General features: G+C 72.1%; 17 protein-coding genes, 1 tRNA gene and 1 pseudogene. 4 read left to right on the top strand and 15 right to left on the bottom strand.

The window, feature by feature from the left end:
• The first annotated feature begins 52 nt into the window (after nucleotides 1-52).
• Complete coding sequence (locus WJM95_RS28490; RefSeq protein WP_339132836.1) at nucleotides 53-2,137, top strand: MDR family MFS transporter; 2,085 nt, start codon at nucleotides 53-55, stop codon at nucleotides 2,135-2,137.
• Nucleotides 2,138-2,174: 37 nt separating this feature from the next.
• Here the strand turns inward: WJM95_RS28490 and WJM95_RS28485 are convergent, their stop codons facing one another.
• Complete coding sequence (locus tag WJM95_RS28485) at nucleotides 2,175-2,948, bottom strand: sulfite exporter TauE/SafE family protein (protein WP_339132834.1); 774 nt, start codon at nucleotides 2,946-2,948, stop codon at nucleotides 2,175-2,177.
• A 124-nt stretch (nucleotides 2,949-3,072) separates the two neighbouring features.
• Nucleotides 3,073-4,260 carry a thiolase family protein gene (locus WJM95_RS28480; protein ID WP_339132832.1) on the bottom strand — a complete coding sequence of 396 codons (1,188 nt, stop codon included), beginning with the start codon at nucleotides 4,258-4,260 and terminating at the stop codon, nucleotides 3,073-3,075.
• A 330-nt stretch (nucleotides 4,261-4,590) separates the two neighbouring features.
• Between WJM95_RS28480 and WJM95_RS28475 the strand changes: the two genes are divergently transcribed.
• The 3 genes from WJM95_RS28475 to WJM95_RS28465 all read left to right on the top strand — a co-directional run bounded on the left by WJM95_RS28475 (nucleotide 4,591) and on the right by WJM95_RS28465 (nucleotide 8,410).
• Nucleotides 4,591-5,406 (top strand): SAM-dependent methyltransferase, encoded by an 816-nt coding sequence (locus WJM95_RS28475; protein ID WP_339132830.1) that lies wholly within the window; start codon nucleotides 4,591-4,593, stop codon nucleotides 5,404-5,406.
• Between the two features lie 204 nt (nucleotides 5,407-5,610).
• Nucleotides 5,611-6,471: a CBS domain-containing protein gene (locus WJM95_RS28470; RefSeq protein ID WP_339132827.1), complete on the top strand. Its 861-nt coding sequence runs from the start codon at nucleotides 5,611-5,613 to the stop codon at nucleotides 6,469-6,471.
• A gap of 202 nt (nucleotides 6,472-6,673) precedes the next feature.
• Nucleotides 6,674-8,410 (top strand): GAF domain-containing protein, encoded by a 1,737-nt coding sequence (locus WJM95_RS28465; protein ID WP_339132825.1) that lies wholly within the window; start codon nucleotides 6,674-6,676, stop codon nucleotides 8,408-8,410.
• Between the two features lie 73 nt (nucleotides 8,411-8,483).
• Here WJM95_RS28465 and WJM95_RS28460 read toward each other — a convergent pair whose 3' ends face one another.
• The 13 genes and pseudogenes from WJM95_RS28460 to WJM95_RS28400 form a co-directional block, all read right to left on the bottom strand.
• The gene (locus tag WJM95_RS28460; RefSeq protein WP_339132823.1) at nucleotides 8,484-10,298 is read right to left on the bottom strand and encodes an ABC transporter ATP-binding protein; all 1,815 of its coding nucleotides are present in this window, start codon (nucleotides 10,296-10,298) and stop codon (nucleotides 8,484-8,486) included.
• Between the two features lie 277 nt (nucleotides 10,299-10,575).
• Nucleotides 10,576-10,649, bottom strand: a tRNA-Pro gene (locus WJM95_RS28455).
• Between the two features lie 57 nt (nucleotides 10,650-10,706).
• Nucleotides 10,707-11,990: pseudogene (locus tag WJM95_RS28450) on the bottom strand (MFS transporter); the annotation flags it as partial.
• Between the two features lie 404 nt (nucleotides 11,991-12,394).
• Nucleotides 12,395-12,754 carry an MmcQ/YjbR family DNA-binding protein gene (locus WJM95_RS28445; protein ID WP_339132821.1) on the bottom strand — a complete coding sequence of 120 codons (360 nt, stop codon included), beginning with the start codon at nucleotides 12,752-12,754 and terminating at the stop codon, nucleotides 12,395-12,397.
• Between the two features lie 50 nt (nucleotides 12,755-12,804).
• Nucleotides 12,805-13,350, bottom strand: a complete 546-nt coding sequence (locus WJM95_RS28440) for a GNAT family N-acetyltransferase (RefSeq protein WP_339135900.1) — start codon at nucleotides 13,348-13,350, stop codon at nucleotides 12,805-12,807.
• The gene (locus tag WJM95_RS28435; RefSeq protein WP_339132819.1) at nucleotides 13,350-13,922 is read right to left on the bottom strand and encodes an XRE family transcriptional regulator; all 573 of its coding nucleotides are present in this window, start codon (nucleotides 13,920-13,922) and stop codon (nucleotides 13,350-13,352) included. Before WJM95_RS28435 ends, WJM95_RS28440 begins: the two co-directional genes overlap by 1 nt.
• Nucleotides 13,923-13,960: 38 nt before the next feature.
• Nucleotides 13,961-14,866, bottom strand: coding sequence for a LysR family transcriptional regulator (locus WJM95_RS28430; protein ID WP_339132817.1), 906 nt, complete (start codon nucleotides 14,864-14,866; stop codon nucleotides 13,961-13,963).
• An 81-nt stretch (nucleotides 14,867-14,947) separates the two neighbouring features.
• Nucleotides 14,948-16,141 carry a glycine C-acetyltransferase gene (locus WJM95_RS28425; protein WP_339135898.1) on the bottom strand — a complete coding sequence of 398 codons (1,194 nt, stop codon included), beginning with the start codon at nucleotides 16,139-16,141 and terminating at the stop codon, nucleotides 14,948-14,950.
• An 18-nt stretch (nucleotides 16,142-16,159) separates the two neighbouring features.
• Nucleotides 16,160-17,188 (bottom strand): L-threonine 3-dehydrogenase, encoded by a 1,029-nt coding sequence (gene tdh / locus WJM95_RS28420; RefSeq protein ID WP_339132815.1) that lies wholly within the window; start codon nucleotides 17,186-17,188, stop codon nucleotides 16,160-16,162.
• Nucleotides 17,189-17,513: 325 nt separating this feature from the next.
• The gene (locus tag WJM95_RS28415) at nucleotides 17,514-18,101 is read right to left on the bottom strand and encodes a GAF domain-containing protein (RefSeq protein ID WP_339132813.1); all 588 of its coding nucleotides are present in this window, start codon (nucleotides 18,099-18,101) and stop codon (nucleotides 17,514-17,516) included.
• Entirely contained in the window at nucleotides 18,098-18,697 is a 600-nt protein-coding gene (locus WJM95_RS28410; protein ID WP_339132811.1) for an ATP/GTP-binding protein, read from the bottom strand. Before WJM95_RS28410 ends, WJM95_RS28415 begins: the two co-directional genes overlap by 4 nt.
• Nucleotides 18,675-19,052 (bottom strand): DUF742 domain-containing protein, encoded by a 378-nt coding sequence (locus WJM95_RS28405; protein ID WP_339132809.1) that lies wholly within the window; start codon nucleotides 19,050-19,052, stop codon nucleotides 18,675-18,677. Before WJM95_RS28405 ends, WJM95_RS28410 begins: the two co-directional genes overlap by 23 nt.
• A complete protein-coding gene (locus WJM95_RS28400) occupies nucleotides 19,049-19,483 on the bottom strand; it encodes a roadblock/LC7 domain-containing protein (protein ID WP_339132807.1) in 435 nt (144 codons plus the stop codon). The genes WJM95_RS28405 and WJM95_RS28400 overlap by 4 nt, the downstream gene beginning before the upstream one ends.
• Nucleotides 19,484-19,534: the final 51 nt, after the last annotated feature.

Raw genomic sequence — 19,534 nt, 5'->3', positions numbered from 1 at the left:
GGGCGGCTCGCCCCGCATGCACGGGACGGCGACCGGTGTGAGGGTGGCCCTTGTGACGATCACCGAGGACACCGCGCCGGTCCCGGCGGCGGCACCCGGGCCGCCGGTGCTCGACAGCCGCCGCCGCAACATCGTGTTCGTGACGATCGCGCTCGGACTGCTGCTCGCCGCGCTGGACCAGACGATCGTGGGCACCGCGCTGCCGACGATCGTGTCGGACCTGGGCGGTGCCGCCCACATGTCCTGGGTGGTGACCGCGTACCTGCTGGCGGAGACCGTGGCGACCGTGCTCGTCGGCAAGTTCGGCGATCTGTTCGGCCGCAAGATCGTCTTCCAGGCGTCGGCGATCATCTTCATCACGGGGTCGTTCCTGTGCGGACTCGCCACGAACATGTCGCTGCTGATCGCCTGGCGCGGACTGCAAGGCGTGGGCGCCGGCGGTCTGATGGTGACCTCCATGGCGCTGATCGCGGATGTCATCCCGCTGCGCGAACGGGGCAAGTACCAGGGCGCGATCGGTGCCGTCTTCGGTGTGGCCACCGTCATCGGACCGCTGCTCGGCGGTCTGTTCACCGACCATCTGACCTGGCGCTGGGCGTTCTACATCAACGTACCCCTCGCGATCCTGGTGGTGATCGCGGCGGCGCGCACCATTCCCGTGGTGAAGTCGGTGACCCGTCCCGTCATCGACTACCTGGGCATCGCCCTGGTCGCGGTCGGGGCCAGCGCCCTGATCCTGGCGACGAGTTGGGGCGGCAACGAGTACGCCTGGGGATCGCCCGCCATCATCGGCCTGTTCGTCGGCGGCCTGATCGCGCTCGCGCTGTTCTGCTGGGTCGAGACCCGTGCGGCCGAACCGATGCTGCCGATGCGGCTGTTCTCCAACCCGGTGTTCACGGTCTGCTCGATCCTCAGCTTCATCGTGGGCTTCGCGATGCTCGGCGCGATGACCTATCTGCCGACCTATCTCCAGTACGTCGACGGGGACTCGGCCACCGTCTCCGGAGTGCGCACGCTGCCGCTCGTCCTGGGACTGCTCATCGCGTCGGTCTTCAGCGGCAACGTGGTGAGCAAGACCGGGCAGTACCGGATCTTCCCCATCGTCGGCTCCCTCGTGATGGCGGTCGGGCTCTATCTGATGTCCCGCATGGGGCCGGGCACCGGGGCGTGGCGGGAGTCGCTGTACATGTTCGTGCTCGGCACCGGGATCGGGCTGTGCATGCAGGTGCTGACGATCGCCGTGCAGAACACCGTCGAGTACACCGACCTCGGCACCGCGACCTCCGGGGTCACCTTCTTCCGTACGCTGGGCAGTTCGTTCGGCACGGCCGTGTTCGGCACGATCTACACCAACGCGCTGAAGCCCAACCTGGCCGAAGGCGTCAGGGCCGCCGCGGCGACCGGTGCGGCACCGCCCGCGGTCATCGCCCGGGCCGCGCAGAGCCCGGAGGGGCTGCACAGACTGCCGGCACAGGCGGCGGCGCCCATCGTCGACGCGTACGCCGACACCATTCACACCGTCTTCCTGTGGACGGTTCCGGTCGCGGTCCTCGGCTTCGTCGTGGCGCTGTTCCTCAAGCAGGTGGAGCTGCGCGACAGCGCGCGCATGGGGTCGACGGACATGGGCGAGGGGTTCGCGTCACCGTCCACCGCCGACTCCCGGCGCTTGCTGGAGGCCGCCGTCGGGAAGATCATCGGCACCACGGAGATGAACACCGCGCGCCGGATCGTGCTGGACTCCGACACCCGGCTGGATGTGGCGGGAGCCTGGGCCGTGATGCAGGTGGAGCTGTTCACCCGCATGGTCGGCCACGCCAATCTCGCGCTGATCGCCGCCCGGCGCAGGCTGCCACCCGAGGTGCTCGTCCCGGTCTTCCAGCGGATGGTCGACGAGGGGTATCTGACCCGGCACGGATCGCTGTTCTCGCACACGGCGGCGGGTGAGCGGGAGGCACAGGTCATCGGCCAGGCCTGGGGCCGATGGCTCGCCGGGCGGGTCGAGAAGGATCTCGGCCGACCGTCCGGCGCGGAGCTGCGCGCCGCCGTCGACACGATCGCCAAACGGCTGTTGGTCGAGGACCTGACACAAGGGCTGCCCGACCGGCCCCAGGAGCTGACGTCGGCCGCGACCCGCTGACGGGCCACGCCGGGGCGACGGGGGCCGCGAACGAAGGTCAGCGCAGCAGCAGTTGTACGCCGCCGACCACCGTCGCCGCGATCACCAGACGCTCGAAGAGCAGCTGGTTGATGCGCTTGACCGCCCACTTGCCGAGGAACGCCCCCGGCACCACGAAGACGGCCAGCGCCGCGTCCAGCAGCAGCGAACGGCCGTCGATCAGGCCGAGGCCCGCGCTGAACGGCAGCTTGGCGACGTTGACGATCAGGAAGAAGAAGGCCGAGGTGCCGAGGAAGCCCAGTTTCCGGAAGCCAGCCGAGAGGAGATACATCGACATGACCGGGCCGCCCGCGTTGGCGACCATGGTGGTGAAGCCGCCGAGGACACCGTAGGAGCGCGCCCTGACACGGCCCGCCCGGGTCACGACCGCGTCGGGTTCCTCGTCCCGGACGGCGGCCCGGCGGCGCCACAGCGTGATAGCGGTCATCAGCAGCAGGGTCGCGCCGATGGAGGCCCGTACGATCCCGTCGTCCGCCCACACCAGGAACAGGGTGCCGAGGACGACACCGGCGGCGACCGCGGGGAACAGCCGCCACAGCGTGGGCCAGTGGGCGTGGCGCCGGTAGGTGGCGACGGCCAGCAGGTCCCCGACGATCAGGAGGGGCAGCAGGACGCCCGTCGAGGCGCGGGCGGGCAGCACGGCGGCGAAGACCGCCAGACTGACCGTGTTGGCGCCGCTGACGGCCGTCTTGGAGAAGCCGACGAGGAGAGCCGCGGCGGCGAGCGCCGTGAACTCCCCGATGGATATGTGCCAGAGCGTCATCGTGTTCATGCGGGGGCCGATGCTATGCCCACGCTTCCCGCCCCCGGGGCGAGGGTCCCACCGGGGTTTCCCTGGCCGGCCGGGGACACCGGACCCGCCCGGCGCCCCCGGCCCCCGCTCCAGGGCCCGTTCGTCAGTGGCGCTCGACCAGGACCGCGCTGCCCTGCCCCACGCCCACGCACATCGTGGCCAGCCCGCGCTCGGCGCCCGTACGGCGCATGCGGTGCAGCAGGGTGGTCAGGATGCGGGCACCCGAGGCACCGAGCGGGTGGCCCAGGGCGATGGCGCCGCCGGTCGGGTTGACGAGGTCGGGGTCGATGCCGAGCTGGTCCACGCAGGCGAGGGCCTGGGCGGCGAACGCCTCGTTGAACTCGGCCTCCTGGATGTCGGCGACGCTCCAGCCGACACGGGCGAGCGCCTTGCGGGTCGCGGGCACCGGGCCGATGCCCATGACGTCGGGATGGACGCCGGCCGAGGCCCCGGCGGCGTAGCGGCCGAGCGATTCAAGCCCGAGTTCGTTCAGGGCCTCCTCGCTGACCAGCAGCACACCGGCGGCTCCGTCGTTCATCGGCGAGGCGTTGCCCGCGGTGACCGTGCCTCCGGCTCGGAACACCGGCTTGAGGCGGGCCAGTTTGTCGAGCGAGGTGTCCTCCCGTACGCATTCGTCGCTGTCGACGACCACACCGTCGGGGCGCTCGAAGGGGAGCAGCTCGGAGGCGAAGTACCCGTTCTTGCGGGCGTCGGCGGCACGCTGGTGGCTGCGGAGCGCGAACGCGTCCTGCCGCTCGCGCGAGACGCCGTACCGCGCGGCGACCTCCTCCGCGGTCTCGCCCATGGACAGGACGCCGTGCAGGTCCTTCATCGCCGGGTTGACCAGCCGCCAGCCGAGCCGGGTGTCGACGGTCTCGATGCGGTGCGGCAGCGCCTCGTCCGGGCGGGGCAGCACGAAGGGGGCCCGGCTCATCGACTCGGAGCCGCCGGCGAGCACGATGTCGGCCTCGCCCGAGGCGATGGCGCGGGCCGCGGTGGTGATGGCTTCGAGGCCGGACGCGCAGAGCCGGTTGACGGTGGCACCGGGCACGCTGTCGGGAAGTCCGGCGAGCAGCGCGGCCATCCGGGCGACGTTGCGGTTGTCCTCGCCGGCCTGGTTGGCCGCGCCCCAGTAGACGTCGTCGACGCGGGCCGGGTCCAGAGCGGGCACCTCGGCGACCAGGCCGCGGACGACGTGCGCGGCGAGGTCGTCGGGCCGCACGGAGGACAGGGCGCCGCGCAGCTTGCCGATGGGGGTGCGGCGGGCGGCCGCGAAGTGGACGGGACGCACGACAGGACTCCTGACGGACACCGGCGACCGGGCACCGGACGGTGATGAGCACAAGCCAGCAACAGTATTAATTAGCACTGCTAGTTTTGGACTATAGCCCCGCGCCGGACGCTTGGGAAGATCCCCCCGCCGCCCGTGTCCCCGCGTCCGCCCGTCCGCCCCGAACGGCCGGGCTCGTACGGAATCTCCCCGCGGGCTCCGGGACCGGGACGGTGGCCGGGGATCGACGGCCGCCCGCTCCGCCCCCGGCCCGGATGGCAGACTGCTCGCGCACCCCATCGAACCCGGGCCGACGGGGTGAACAGGCCGAGCCGAGCGGGGAGTTGTCGTATGACGGGGACGGGGTCCACCGCGGACGGGATCGACACCACCAGGCCGCATCCGGCCCGGGTGTACGACTGGTATCTGGGCGGCAAGGACAACTACCCGGTCGACGAGCGGCTCGGGCAGCAGATCACGGCGCGTGATCCGGGAGCCAAACGGGCCGCCCGCAGCAACCGGTGGTTCATGCAGCGCGCCACCCGGCACCTCGTCCGTACGGCGGGAATCCGCCAGTTCCTGGACATCGGCACCGGCATTCCCACCGAGCCCAACCTCCACCAGATCGCACAGCGCACCGCACCGGACGCGCGGGTGGTGTACGTCGACAACGACCCGATCGTCCTCGCCCACGCGGAGGCGCTGCTGCGCGGCACGACGGAGGGCAGGACGGAGTACGTCCAGGCGGACGTGCGCGAGCCGGGGAAGATCCTCGCCGAGGCCGCGCGCGTGCTCGACCTCGACCGTCCCGTGGGCCTGTCGCTGATCGCGCTGATGCACTTCATCGCCGACGAGGGCGGGGCGTACGAGCTGGTCGGGACCCTGGTCGACGCGCTGGCGCCCGGCAGCTTCCTGTCGCTGTCCGCGATGACCGCCGACTTCGAGCCCGAGGAGGTCCGGCGGGGCATCGAGGCGTACGCGCGCGGCGGCGTCACCCTGGTGGGCCGCTCGCACGCCGGGGTGAGCCGTTTCTTCGAGGGCCTGGACCTGGTCGAGCCGGGTGTCGTATCGGTGAAGGACTGGCGTCCCGGGCTCGCGGAGGGCGAGACCCCGATCGGCGACGAGCCGGTGTCCCTGTACGGCGGGGTCGGTCTGAAGCGCGGGTGAACGCGGGGCCGGGCCGGGGCCTCGGACCCGCACGGACCCCCGACCCGCCCGCCCCTCGACCCGCCCGGACCCTCGACCCGCCCGGGTCCTACGTCCCGCCCGCGGGGACGGTCCGGCCCCCGGCCGAGGACGGTCGGCCCCTGCTCCCGCGCGCGCCGGCCGGGCACGCTGGGAAGCCGTCCGAGCAGGAAGCGAGATGGCGAGATGACCCTCATCGTCGGGCAGGTGATGACCAGCGAGGTCGTCGGGGCGCGCAGGGAGATGTCCTTCAAGGACGTGGCCCGGCTCCTGGACCGGTACCGGATCAGCGGGCTGCCGGTCGTGGACGACGACGACAAGGTCGTCGGCGTGATCTCGGAGACCGATCTGCTGCGGGTACGGGCCCTGCGGTCCGGCAGCGAACGGGAACCGCGCCGCGGACCGCTCCCACCGCGCCGCGGACCGACCTGGCAGCGCCGCGCAGTGCCGTCTCTGCGGCGGGGACTGTTCTCGCTGCGGCGCCGACTGTTCTCGCTGTGCGGCGCGCTGCCCCGGCCGGCCGGCGGCGACGGTCCCTGGCGGGCGGCGGCGCGCCGCTCGGCGGCCGACGGGGGCGGGGCGGTCCGCCCCTCGACCGCGGAGCAGCTGATGTCCACACCGGCGATCACCGTGCATCCCGAGCAGCGGGTGGCCGACGCCGCCCGGGTCATGGAGCGCCATCGCGTCGAACGGCTTCCGGTGGTGGACGAGGAGGACCGTCTCATCGGTATCGCCACCCGCCGTGACCTGCTGCGGGTCTTCCTGCGGACGGACGAGGAGATCCGCCGGGAGATCGCCGAAGACGTCCTCGGGCGGGCGCTGTCGCTGCCCCCGCACGCGGTGATCGTCTCGGTCGGCGAGGGGGTGGTGACGCTGGAGGGCCGGCTGGAGCACCGCAGCGAGATCCCGGAGGCCATCCGGCTGACGTGGCGGGTCGACGGTGTCGTCGGGGTCATGAACAGCCTGACCTTCCGCGTCGACGACACGCACCCGGCCGAAAGGCACCCCTCGCACCGGATCGAACACCACTGGCTGCCCGAACGCTGAACCCTGAGCCGACTGCGGCGGACCCCGACGTACGCCGCACGTCCGCGCCGTCGGCGGACGTACGGGGACCATCTGAACCATTCTCACGTGTTCCTCCCCTCCACCCCCGAAGCCGTCGCCGCGTTCCGTACAGGTGCCCGACCACGGGGGCGTGCGGTCGGGCATCATGGCTTCGACGGGCGGCACGTGGAGGGGATGTCGAATGGACCGGAGCGCACATCTTCCGGAGGAGCCGGCGGCCCCGCAGTTCCGTCTCGACGCCCTCCTGGAGGACCTCCAGGAGCAGGTCCAGCGTGTGCGCGGCACCCAGAACCGGGTGCACACCCTTCTCGAAGCCGTGCTCGCGATTGGCAGCGACCTGGACCTCGACGTCGTGCTGCGGCAGATCGTGGAGTCCGCGGTGCAGCTCGTCGACTGCCGCTACGGCGCCCTCGGCGTCCTCGGCGACGAGGGCGGCATCAAGCAGTTCATCACGGTGGGGATCGACGAGGAGACCATCGCCCGCATCGGTCACTACCCCCGGGGAGAGGGCATCCTCGGTCTGCTGATCCGCGAGCCGCACGCGCTGCGGCTGCCCGTCCTGAGCGACCACCCCGACTCCGTGGGCTTCCCGCCGGGCCACCCCCCGATGACCACGTTCCTCGGCACCCCCGTGCAGGTCCGCGACAAGATCTTCGGCAATCTGTACCTCACGGAGAAGCACGGCGGGGCGGAGTTCGACGCCGAGGACGAGGCCGTGCTGCGCACGCTCGGCGCGGCGGCCGGCGTGGCCATCGACAACGCCCGTCTGTACGACGACGCCCGGCGCCGTGAGCGCTGGCTGGCCGCGAGCAGCGACCTGACCCGCACCCTGCTGTCGGGCGCCGACCCGGTCGACGTCCTGCACGCCTTCACGGCCACGGTCCGGGAGCTGTCCGACGCCGATCTCGTCACGCTGGCGCTGCCGCTGACCGGGACCACGGACCTGGTGATCGAGTCGGCCGAGGGGCGCGACGCCGACCAGGTGCGGGGGCTCACCCTGCCCGACGGCACGAGTCTGGCGGCCAAGGTGTACGCCTCGGGCGAGCGGATCGTCAGCCCCTCGCTCAGCCAGGACCCGCGCACCGGGACGGGCAGTGCTTCGGTCCTCGACCTCGGCCCGGCGTTCGTGATCCCGCTCGGCACCCACGAGCGGGTGCGGGGCGTGCTCCAGGTGGCGAACCGGCAGGGCGGCACCGTGTTCCCCGACGCCACCGTCGACATGATCGCCGGGTTCGCCGGCCATGCGGCGCTGGCCCTGGAGATCGCCGAGCACCGGCGCGACGCGGAACAGCTGCTCGTCCTCAACGACCGCGACCGGATCGCACGCGATCTGCACGATCTGGCCATCCAGCGGCTCTTCGCGGGCGGGCTCAGCCTCCAGTCGGTGCTCAACCGGCTCGCCGACCGGCCCGACGTGGCCGAACGCGTGCAGCGGGTGGTGGACGACCTCGACGACACGATCAAGGTCGTACGGTCCACGATCTACGCCCTGCGGGAGAGCGACCGGTCCGGCGCCACCGCCGGCCTGCGCACCCGGCTCGTCACCGAGGTGGGCCGCGCGGCCGAGACGCTGGGCTTCGCCCCGGCCCTGCGCATGAGCGGCCTGCTGGACACCGACGTGTCCGACGAGCAGCGGGAACACGTGGTCGCGGTGCTGCGCGAGGCCCTGTCCAACGTCGCCCGGCACGCCGAGGCCACCGCGGTGGAGGTCACCGCCGAGGCCACCGCCACCGCGCTGCGGCTGCGGGTGGCGGACAACGGGCGCGGGATCGGCCCCGACGTCACCCGCCGCAGCGGGCTCGGCAACATCGGCACCCGCGCCGAGCACCTGGGCGGCAGCTGCGCCCTGACGTCCAACGAGCCGAGCGGCACCGTCCTGGAGTGGACGGTACCGCTGCGCCACGACGCCACGGCCTGACCCCCGACGGGCCGACCGCCCTGATCCCGATGTCCCGGGCCGGCCCCGTCCCCACCGGGACCCCCGCCGGGGTTCAGTGCCGGTCGGCCGTGGCCGGGCTGTCGTCTATGAAGCCGCCGGACTGGTGGCGCCACAGCTTCGCGTAGGCGCCGTCCGTCGCGAGCAGTTCCTGGTGCGTGCCCTGTTCGACGATCTTTCCCCGGTCGAGGACGACGAGCCGGTCCATGGTGGCGACCGTGCTCAGCCGGTGCGCCACCACGAGCGCCGTACGCCGTTCCATGAGCCGCCACAGCGCCGACTGGACCAGGATCTCGCTCTCGGAGTCCAGAGCGCTGGTCGCCTCGTCGAGCAGCAGGATCGGCGCGTCACGCAGGATCGCGCGGGCGAGGGCGACCCGCTGGCGCTGGCCGCCGGACAGCTTGATGCCACGTTCCCCGACCATGGTGGCGAAACCGTCGGGCAGCGCGTCGGCGAACTCCGTGACATGGGCCGCCTCGGCCGCTCGCCGGATCTCCGCCTCGGTGGCGTCCGGACGGGCGAAGGCGATGTTGTCCCGCAGCGTGCGGTGGAACATCGCCGGGTCCTGCGGCACGTACGCGATCTGGCTGCGCAGATCGGCCTGCCTCAGCCTGCTGATGTCCTGGCCGCCGATCAGGATGCGGCCGCCCTCGATGTCCGTCATCCGCAGCAGCAGCCGGGTGAGCGTGGTCTTGCCGCCGCCCGACCGGCCGACCAGACCGACCTTCGCCCCGCTGGGCACGTCCAGTTCGAGCCCGGTGAACAGCGGCTCGGCGCCACCGTGGGTGAAGGTCACCCGCTCGAAGCGGACGTCGGCCCCGCCGGTCCGCAGCGGCTCCGGAGCGACCGGGTCGAGCACGGTCGGCGGTGTCAGCAGCAGCTCGGTGAACTGCGCGGCCTCCGTCATGGCGCTCTCCAGACGCCGGTAGATCTGGTTGAACTCGAACATGATCCTGGTCGCGTTGGCGTAGTACGTGAAGGCCACCACGACCGCCTCCACACCGTGCGCGCCCCCGCCGAGGGTGACCGCGAGCAGCAGTCCGAGCGCGTTGGTCAGGACGGACATCGGCGCGACGAACGTGTCGATGCGCAGATTGCCGTAGTCCCAGGAGCGCAGGGTGAGCCGCCGGGACGCCGCCACCCGGGAGCGGTGCTCGGCCGCCTCGCGCTCCTCGGCCGCGAAGGCCCGGACGGTGTCCATGTTCATCAGGCTGTCGGCGACATGGCCCGAGACCCGGGCGATCGCCTCCTCGCGCTCGTCGACGAGTGCCTGACGGCGGCGGATGAGGGGCACCACGCACAGCCCCGTCACGGCGATCATCACGAGGAGTCCGGCGACCAGGAGGGGTTCGTAGCGCCACAGCACCACCGAGCCGAAGAGGAGCGGCACGAGGCTGCCCACGACCTGGAAGGTCATGGTGTCGACGAACTCCTCGTAGCGGGAGGCGAAGCTCAGCACCCGCTTGGTGAGCGAGCCGGCGAAGTTGTCGTGGAAGAACGCGGCGTCCTTGGCGAACAGTTCGTCCATGCCGATCACGTACAGCCGCTCGATGCCGAGGGCGTCGAGGCGGTTCAGGCAGTGCAGGCCGAGGCGCCAGAACGCCTCCGCGAGGAGCAGGACACCGCCGAAGGCCAGGACGTACGGCAGTGCCTCGCCGGCGGAGACACCCTCGCCGCCCGCGATCCGGCCGACCAGCTTCGCGACGACGAGCGGCGCCACGTAGCCGATGCCGATGTTGCCCAGTGCCGGCAGCAGCATGCCGGGCACGGTCAGTCGTCGGAGCCTGCGCAGCTCCCTTCCGTAGTAGCGAAGTGCGAGGAGGACCGAGCCCTTGCCCGGTAATGCCTTGCGCGATTCAGGAGATGCCATCACAACCCTGTGTCGTCGTACGGCTGCCCGCCACGCCGTCCGCGGTCCACGGCGCCGGAGGTTCACCGGGACGCCGATGTCCGGATATGGGCAGGCAAGAAGTTAGATGGTCCCGTGACGGGGGCCGTGCGGTCCAAGCGTTTTTCCCGGCCACCGGTCCGTCTCGGCCAGTCGCCCGCCCGCGGCCCCGCGCGACCTCGCGCCCCGGGGCCCGGGTACGACGGAGGCCGTTTCCTCGGTGATGAGAAAACGGCCTCTGAACCACGACTCGAACGAGTCGGGACGACAGGATTTGAACCTGCGACCCCTTGACCCCCAGTCAAGTGCGCTACCAAGCTGCGCCACGTCCCGATGCCTGTCTGACCTGGGGTTTCCCCTGGCCGGACGTGCACGGAAACAATACCGCACTCACGCCGGTGGTCGCGCACCCGTTGTGCGCGGGCCGGGTGGCCTGCGGGCCTGTCCGAGCGGTGCGGCGAGGGTGTTCGCCGACCGGGGCACGGCGCTGTCGACCCGTACCAGACCACGGATCGCGGGCACCGAGAGCAGGGCCACGGGGACGACGAGCGACATCACGCCGGCCACGAGAAGGACGTGGTCCGCGCCCAGGGCCCCGGCGGCGGGCCCGGCGAGCGCCTGGCCGACGGGCATCATCGCCAGGGAGCCCGCGACGTCGTAGGCGTGGATGCGGTTGAGGACGTCGGGGGCGACCTGTGTCTGCACGCTCGTCGCCCACATCACTCCCCACAGCGACATGCCCGCTCCGGCGAGGACGGCGCCCGCCGAGATGGCCGCCACGCCGAACCCCGCCCCCACGGCCGCCGGGAAGCAGGCGAAGGCCAGCAGGGCGAAGGACCCGGCGCGCAGCATGCGGCGCGGGCGCAGGCGCAGGGCCAGGAGCCCGCCGACGACCGTGCCCGCGCCGAGGGCGGAGTTGATCAGGCCGTAGGCGCGCGGGCCGTGCCGTTGCACCACCTCGGTCGCCACCAGGGGCACGGTGGGGCCCCAGACGGAGATCATGTAGACGCACCAGATCACGATGACGGCCCACAGCCAGGTACGGGATCTGAACTCCCACCAGCCTTCGGCGAGATCGGCCTTGAAGGTGCCGCTGTGGATCCGGCTCCCGGGGGCGGCCGGGGGCACGCGGAGCAGCAGCAGGCACAGGGCGCTGAGCGCGTACGTGCCGGCGTGGGCCACGAAGACCCCTCCGGCGGAGGAGAAGGCGACCAGCACGCCGGCGAGGGCGGGGCCGGCGAGCTGGGCGGCGGACTCGGCGATCCGGATGGCGCCGTTGGCCCCCTGGATGTCGGCGGCCAGGCGCGGGACGGTACTGGCGACCCCGGGCTGGAAGACCGCGCCGGCCACCCCGTTGACCGCGCCGATCACGCAGATCTGCCACAGGACCACGTGGCCGGTGAAGAAGAGGGCGGCGGCCATCGACTGGGCGGCGAGCCGCACCAGGTCGGCGCCGATCATGAGTCTGCGGGTGCTGAACCGGTCGGCGATCACGCCACCGAAGATCACCAGCCCGGCGAACGGGGCGGCCGAGGCGGCCATGGCGAGGCCGACGGCACCGACTCCGTACCCGTACCGGAGGAGTCCCGCGGCGAGGGCCACCGGCAGCATGCTCTCGCCGAGCCGCGCGAGGGCTCGCGCGACGAAGAACAGGGCGAAGTCCCGCGACCAGACGGGCCTCGGCGGCCGCTCGCCGAAGGGGTCGGCCCGGGACCGGTCCGCACCCGACGCCCCGGATCTCTCGGACCCGGGCCTCTCAGACCCGGGCCTCTCAGACCCGGGCCTCTCGGACCCGGACCTCTCGGACCCGGATCTCTCGGGCCCGGGCTTTTCGGGCCCCGGCCCGCCCGAACCGCCCCCGCCGTCGCCGTCGCCTCCCCCCGTGCGGCGCCCCACCGCGGGCTCCGACGGCTCCCCCGTCCACGGCTCCTCGCCCGATGACGTCATGGACATCCCGCTCGTGCCCTCCCCCGGCCCCGGCCGCTCCCCCACGAGCGGCCCGCCCCACGCTTCGTTCCCGTCCGGATCACTCCGCGAGGCGGATCATGCCACGGGGCGGCGGCGGTGGAGGGGCCGTTTCACTCGGCGGACGGCAGGCCCAACTCGGGGTGCGCGTCGAGGAGTCGGGGCGGGGCCGCCTGGCGCCAGGAGTCGGCGAGGATGGCGTGGAGTTCCTCGTCGTCCTCCAGGGCCGCGAGCCGGGCCCGGACCCAGGCGAAACCGGCCTCGTGGTCGGCGATCCAGAACTTCTCCGGCTCGGCCAGGACCAGTTCGTCGCGCTCCTCCTTCGGACACCGCACGGCGATGGAGGTCTCCGCCTCGGGCAGCGTGGCGAACATCTTTCCCGAGACCCGGAAGGTGGGCATGCTCCAGGCGATCTTCTCCGCCGTGTCCGGCAGGGATAGGGCGATACGGCGTACGTCTTCGGCATCCGGCATGAGACGCACGCTAGCCAATGGCACTGACATCGACGCGGCGAACCACGACGTCACAGGGGCGTGCCCAGGGTCTCGGCGGCCGGGCGCAACCGCTTGTAGAAGATCGTCGTCGGGTGCGGCTCGCCCGCCGGGGTCGCCGCGTAGTCCGGTATCTCCCCGACCCGGGTCCAGCCCGCCGAGAGGTAGAGCGACTCGGCGGGACTGCCGGTCTCGGTGTCCAGGTGGAGGAGGGTGATGCCCGCGTCGGCGGCATGGGTCTCCGCGGTGGCGAGGAGCGTACGGCCGACGCCCTGTCCGCGGCCGTCCCGGTGGACCATCAGCTTGACGAGTTCGGCGCGGTGGCGGCTGTTGGGCTTGTCCGGGAAGGCGAGGGCGACCGTGCCGAGCAGCCGGTCGCCGACGTGGGCCACCCAGACCGTCTGGTGCCCGGCCGCGACCGCTTCCACGCGCTCCCGCCAATGGGCGACGGCGTCGGCGCGGCGGAGTGGCGCGAGGAATCCGATCGAGGCGCCGCCGTCCACGGTGTCGACGAGCAGGTCCGCCAACTCGTCGAGCACAGTGCGGAGTTCGGCCTCGGTGAGGCGGGTCGCGGTGATCACGGCAGCACCACCGCCAGCGCGTACCGCACGTCCTGGGGGCCGGGGCAGTGGAAGCGGGTCGGCCCCCACACGCGCAGCCGGAGGCAGTCACCGGCACCGAGGCGGTGCTCCATGTCCTGCGCGGTCACGTCGAGCCGGCCGTCGAGGACCCAGATGTGCTGTTCGAGGCCGGGTACGGGGGGACGGTCGTACGCGATGTCCGCGCCGGCCGCGAGCCGCCCCTCGACCAGTTCGCCGCGTAGTCCCGGATGGGGCGGCGAGACCGATCGGCGGACGAATCCGGAGGCGTGGTCCGTCCAGACCGTCTGGTCCTCGGCGCGGACCAGCAGGGCGGACTCCCGCTCGACCTCGCTGAGCAGCTGCGACATGGTCCGCCCGTATACATGGCAGAGGCGGTTCAGGAGGGAGGCGGTGGGGCTGATCTCGGCGCGCTCGGCACGGGAGAGGGTCGATCTGCTGATCCCGCTGCGCTCCGCCAGTTCACCCAGGGTCCAGTCCCGTTCGGCCCTCAGTTCGGCCAGCCGCGCCCCGAGCCGGACGTCGACGGTGCCGTCGTCATCGTTTCCCATATCCGGGATGCTATCCCAGATACGGGAGGGCCCGGGAGTCAGTCGACGGTGGCCGCCCGGGTCAGCGCGTCCAGGACGGGCCGGATCAGGGGGTGGTCCTCGGCTCCCCGGCGAACGGCGGCGAAGACACGGCGGGTGGGGGCGACCCCGTCCACGGGACGGACGACCACTCCGGTGAGCTCCATGCCCCGCAGCGCCGAGCGCGGGACCAGGGCGACGCCCGCGTCCGCGGAGGCGAGGGCGACGACGGCCCTGAAGTCGTCCGAGGAGTGTTCGAGGCGCGGCTGGAATCCGGCGTTCTCGCAGGCCAGGACGACCACGTCATGACAGGGGTTGCCCGGGTAGGGGCCGATCCAGGGGTCCTTGGCCAGCTCGGCGAGGGGCACCTCCTCGGCGTCGGCCAGCCGGTGGGTGACGGGCACGACCGCGTCGAACGGCTCGGCGTACAGCGGGACGTGGGTCAGACGCGGGTCGTCCGCGTCCGGGGCGCCCCGGTACTCGACGGCCACCGCGATGTCGACCTGCCGGTCGAGCACCATCGGCAGGCTGGCGTCGCCCTCGGCGTCCTGGACGCGCACGAGGATGCCGGGCGAGGTGACGGCGAGCCTGGCCAGCGCGGGGGCCACCACCAGGCCGATGCCGGTGGCGAAGGAGGCCACCGTGACCGTGCCGGCCGAGCCCGCGCTGTACGCGGCCAACTCGGCCTCCGCGCGCTCCAGTTGAGCCAGGACGGCGTTGGTGTGGCCGAGCAGGATCTCGCCGGCGGGGGTGAGCCGTACGCCCTTGGCGCCGCGCTCGACGAGCCGGTGGCCCGTCTCCTGCTCCAGGGCGGTCAGCTGCTGCGAGACCGCCGACGGGGTGAGATACAGCGCGGCAGCCGCGGCCGTCACCGTGCGGTGGTCCGCCACCGCACGGAGGATGTGGAGCCGCCGCGCTTCGATCATGCGACCGATTCTCTCAGGTCACACGCGCTTTCCGGCCATCGGACCGGTGTGCGCCCCCGGCGGCGGGGGCGCACTCGGCTGTCAGGCGTCGAGTTCCGCCCGCGCCGCCACGAAGGCGTCGACGGCCCGGTTCACGTCCTCGGTGGAGTGCCCCGCCGAGAGCTGGACGCGGATACGGGCCTGCCCCTGCGGGACGACCGGGTACGAGAAGCCGATCACGTACACGCCGCGCTCCAGGAGCAGTTCCGCCATGCGGCCGGCGACGGACGCGTCACCGATCATGACCGGGGCGATCGCGTGGTCGCCGGGGAGGATGTCGAAGCCCTCCTCGGTCATCCGGGAGCGGAACAGCGCCGTGTTCTCCCGCAGCCGCACCCGCAGGTCGTCGGCCGACTCCAGCAGGTCGAGGACCTTCAGGGAGGCCGCGGCGATCACCGGGGCGAGCGTGTTCGAGAAGAGGTACGGGCGGGACCGCTGGCGCAGCAGGGCGACGATCTCGGCGCGGGCGGCGACATAGCCGCCGGAGGCGCCGCCGAGGGCCTTGCCGAGCGTGCCGGTGATGATGTCGACGCGGTCCATCACCCCGTGCAGCTCGGGGGTGCCCCGGCCGCCGGGGCCGACGAAGCCGACCGCGTGCGAGTCGTCGACCATGACCATCGCGTCGTACCGCTCGGCGAGGTCGCAGATCTCCTGGAGCGGGGCGACGTAGCCGTCCATCGAGAAGACGCCGTCGGTGACGATCAGACGGCGCCGCGCGCCGGAGGCCTCCTTGAGCTGTGCCTCCAGGTCGGCCATGTCGCGGTTGGCGTACCGGAAGCGGCGCGCCTTGGAGAGCCGGATGCCGTCGATGATCGAGGCGTGGTTGAGGGCGTCGGAGATGACCGCGTCCTCGGCGCCGAGGAGGGTCTCGAAGACACCGCCGTTGGCGTCGAAGCAGGAGGAGTAGAGGATCGTGTCCTCCTGGCCGAGGAACGCGGACAGCCGCGCCTCCAGCTCCTTGTGCACCTCCTGCGTACCGCAGATGAAGCGCACGGAGGCCATGCCGTAGCCCCAGCGGTCGAGCGCCGCGTGGGCGGCGGCGACGACCTCGGGGTGGTCGGCGAGGCCGAGGTAGTTGTTCGCGCAGAAGTTGAGGACCTCACCGGGGCGGCCGCCCGCGGTGACGCTCACGGTCGCGGACTGCGGGGTGCCGATGACCCGCTCGGGCTTGTGGAGCCCGGCGGCGCGGATCTCGTCGAGGGTGGTGCGCAGGTCGTCACGGACGGAGTCGAACATCATCAGTTCCTTAAGTCCTCAGAGGGTCCAGTCGAGAATGACCTTGCCGCCACGGCCGCCGGCCGCGTCGTCGAACGCCGCCTCGTAGTCCCGGAACCCGTAGCGGCCGGTGATCACGGGCATGAGGTCGAGTCCGCTCTCCAGGAGGACCGACATCGCGTACCAGGTCTCGAACATCTCGCGGCCGTAGATGCCCTTGATCGTGATCATCGAGGTGACGATCCGGGCCCAGTCGACCGGGAACTCCTGGGACGGCAGACCCAGCATGGCGATCCGTCCGCCGTGGGTCATGTTGGCGATCATGTCGCGCATCGCCTCGGGGCGGCCGGACATCTCCAGGCCGATGTCGAATCCCTCGCGCAGGTTGAGCGTGCGCTGCCCGTCGGCGATCGTCGAGCCCGAGACGTTCAGGGCGAGGCTGACCCCGATCTTGCGGGCCAGCTCCAGGCGCTCCTCGCTCACGTCGGTGATGACGACGTTGCGGGCGCCCGCGTGACGGGCCACGGCGGCGGCCATCAGACCGATCGGACCGGCGCCGGTGATCAGGACGTCCTCGCCGACGAGCGGGAACGACAGCGCGGTGTGGACGGCGTTGCCGAACGGGTCGAAGATCGCGGCGACGTCGAGGTCGACCGGGACGCGGTGCACCCACACGTTGGTGGCGGGCAGCACGACGTACTCGGCGAAGGCACCGTCGCGGCCCACGCCGAGGCCGACGGTGGCACGGCAGAGGTGACGGCGTCCGGCGAGGCAGTTGCGGCACTTGCCGCAGACCAGGTGGCCCTCGCCGCTGACGCGGTCACCGACGTTGATGTCGCTGACGTCGCGGCCGGTCTCGACGACCTCGCCGACGAACTCGTGGCCGAGCACGAGGGGCGTCTTGATGGTCTGCTGGGCCCAGCCGTCCCAGTTGCGGATGTGCAGGTCGGTGCCGCAGATCCCGGTCCTGAGAACCTTGATCAGCACGTCACCGGGGCCCGCCTGCGGCTCCGGGACGTCCATGAGCCGGAGTCCGGGCTCCGCCTTCTCCTTGACCAGCGCCTTCACTCGAACGGCTCCTGTGCGTGAGGTCCCGGGAGTGGGCACGCCGCAGCGGACCGCACCGGGGAGAGGGGTGGATTCACCCAGGAATCTGCCGTACGACGGTGTCCCGGGTCCATCGAGGATTTCTTAAGCGCGTCCCCAGCTTTCCTTCACGCCCGCGTTCCCGGCGGGCGAACCGGGGGGACGACGGCGTCAGGCAGGGCTACGTGGCCATGCGTCACCCCCGTTCCACGGGGGCTCGTCACCTACGTCTGGGGCGGGGTCCGGCATACGTCACAGGATGGGTCCCGGGCGGCCGACCGGGCCGGACCCGCGCCCCGGCGCGTCGTCAGATCCCGTGCGCCTCTTCCCGCCCTTCGAGCTGCCCGGTCAGCTCGGCCGCCATCGCCTTGATGGTCTCCAGACCCGCCCGTCCCCAGGGGCGCGGCCCGGTGTCCACGACACAGATCGTGCCGAGGGCGATGCCGCTGCGGTCGAGCAGCGGGGCGCCGAGGTAGGAGCGGACGCCGAACTCGTCGACGACCGGATTCCCGGCGAAGCGCGGGTAGTCGCAGACGTCCTCCAGGACGAGCGCCTTGCGGCGCACCACCACATGCGGGCAGAAGCCGTGGTCCCGGGCCATGTAGCGGCCCAGTTCGAGCTCGTTCCCGTCCGCGGCGGCCACGAGGCGGCCGCCCCCCGCGCCCGCGTACGGGGTGCGCAGACCGGCGAAGAACTGCTGCTCCTCGTCGATGAAGTTGACCATCGCGTACGGCGCGGAGGCGATCTGGGCGAGCCGGTCCGCGAAGGCGTCGAGCATGGGCTCGGAGCGCTCCCCGAGGCCCAGCCGGCGCAGCCGTCGCACCCGGGCCGGAGCGTCCTTGTCCTGCGGGGTCAGCAGCAGACGACCGGCCGGCCGCGGCGGGTCGTAACTCATGCACGGGCTCCATGGCTCGGGGAGTGGGCGGGCGCGTGGGCGAGGAGGTGACGGACCAGGGTGAGCAGGGTCTGCACGCCCGAGCTGGAGATCCGGGCGTCGCAGCACACGACGGGGATCCCGGGGTCGAGGTCGATGGCGGCACGCACCTCGGCCGGGTCGTAGCGGTACGAGCCGTCGAACTCGTTGACCGCGACGATGAACGCCAGACCGCGCTGTTCGAAGAAGTCGACGGCCGCGAAGCAGTCCTCCAGGCGCCGGGTGTCGGCGAGGATCACCGCGCCGAGCGCGCCGTCGGAGAGTTCGTCCCACATGAACCAGAACCGCTCCTGCCCGGGTGTGCCGAACAGATAGAGCACGTGTTCCGGGTCGAGGGTTATGCGGCCGAAGTCCATCGCGACGGTCGTCTCGACCTTGTTCTCGATCCCGTCGAGCCGGTCGGTCGAGGCGCTGACGGTGGTCAGCAATTCCTCCGTACTGAGCGGCGCGATCTCGCTCACCGCTCCGACGAACGTCGTCTTGCCGACCCCGAACCCTCCCGCCACCAGGATCTTCAGCGCGGTGGGGAAGGGGTCAGAGCTGTCGTCGTAGTCCATCGAGCACTGCCTCCAGAAGGGATCGGTCAGTGGGGTTGTGGTGGAACCGCGGGGGCTTCGTGGTCAGCGCCCCGCAGTCGACGAGGTCCGACAGCAGCACCTTGGTGACCGCCGCCGGCAGCTTCAGATGGGCGGCGACCTCGGCGACCGAGACGGGTGCCCGGCAGCGTTCGAGCGCCTGGTTGTGCTCGGGTCCGAGGTAGCCGAGGGGTGTGGCTCCCGTGGCCATGACCTGGGAGAGGAGGTCGAGCGCCGTGCTCGGCCGGGTGCGGCCGCCGCTGACGGTGTAGGGGCGCACCAGGCGTCCCGCCGCGTCGTCGAGCCAGGGCCCGTCGCCGGCCGCGGCCCCCTTCAAGACCTCATCGCCGAGGGTTCGACGGTGTGCTGCCGGGGCGCGGTGACCAGATAGGGCCGGACGCTCTTGACCAGCATCGCCATCTCGTAGCCGAGGACGGCCGCGTCGGCCTCACGGCCCGCGAGCACGGCGAGACAGGTCCCGGAGCCGGCCGTGGAGACGAACAGCAGGGTCGAGTCGAGTTCGACCACGACCTGGCGCACCTCGCCGCCGTCCCCGAAGCGCACGCCGGCGCTGCGCCCGAGGGCGTAGAGGCCGCAGGCGAGCGCCGCCATGTGGTCGGCGCTGTCGGGGTCGAGGCCGTGGACGGACTTCACGAGCCCGTCGCTGGAGAGCAGTACGGCGCTCGTGGTGTGGGGTACGCGCTGGACGAGGCCGCTCATCAGCCAGTCGAGGTCGGACACGTGGCCGGTCGGCGCATCGCTCGCCATGGGGGATCGACTCCTTGGGGTACGAAGGTCTGCGGGAGCGGTGGGGGTGGG

The sequence above is a fragment of the Streptomyces sp. f51 genome, assembly GCF_037940415.1.
Taxonomy (GTDB): domain Bacteria; phylum Actinomycetota; class Actinomycetes; order Streptomycetales; family Streptomycetaceae; genus Streptomyces.
This window is presented reverse-complemented; position numbering and strand designations above follow the sequence as displayed.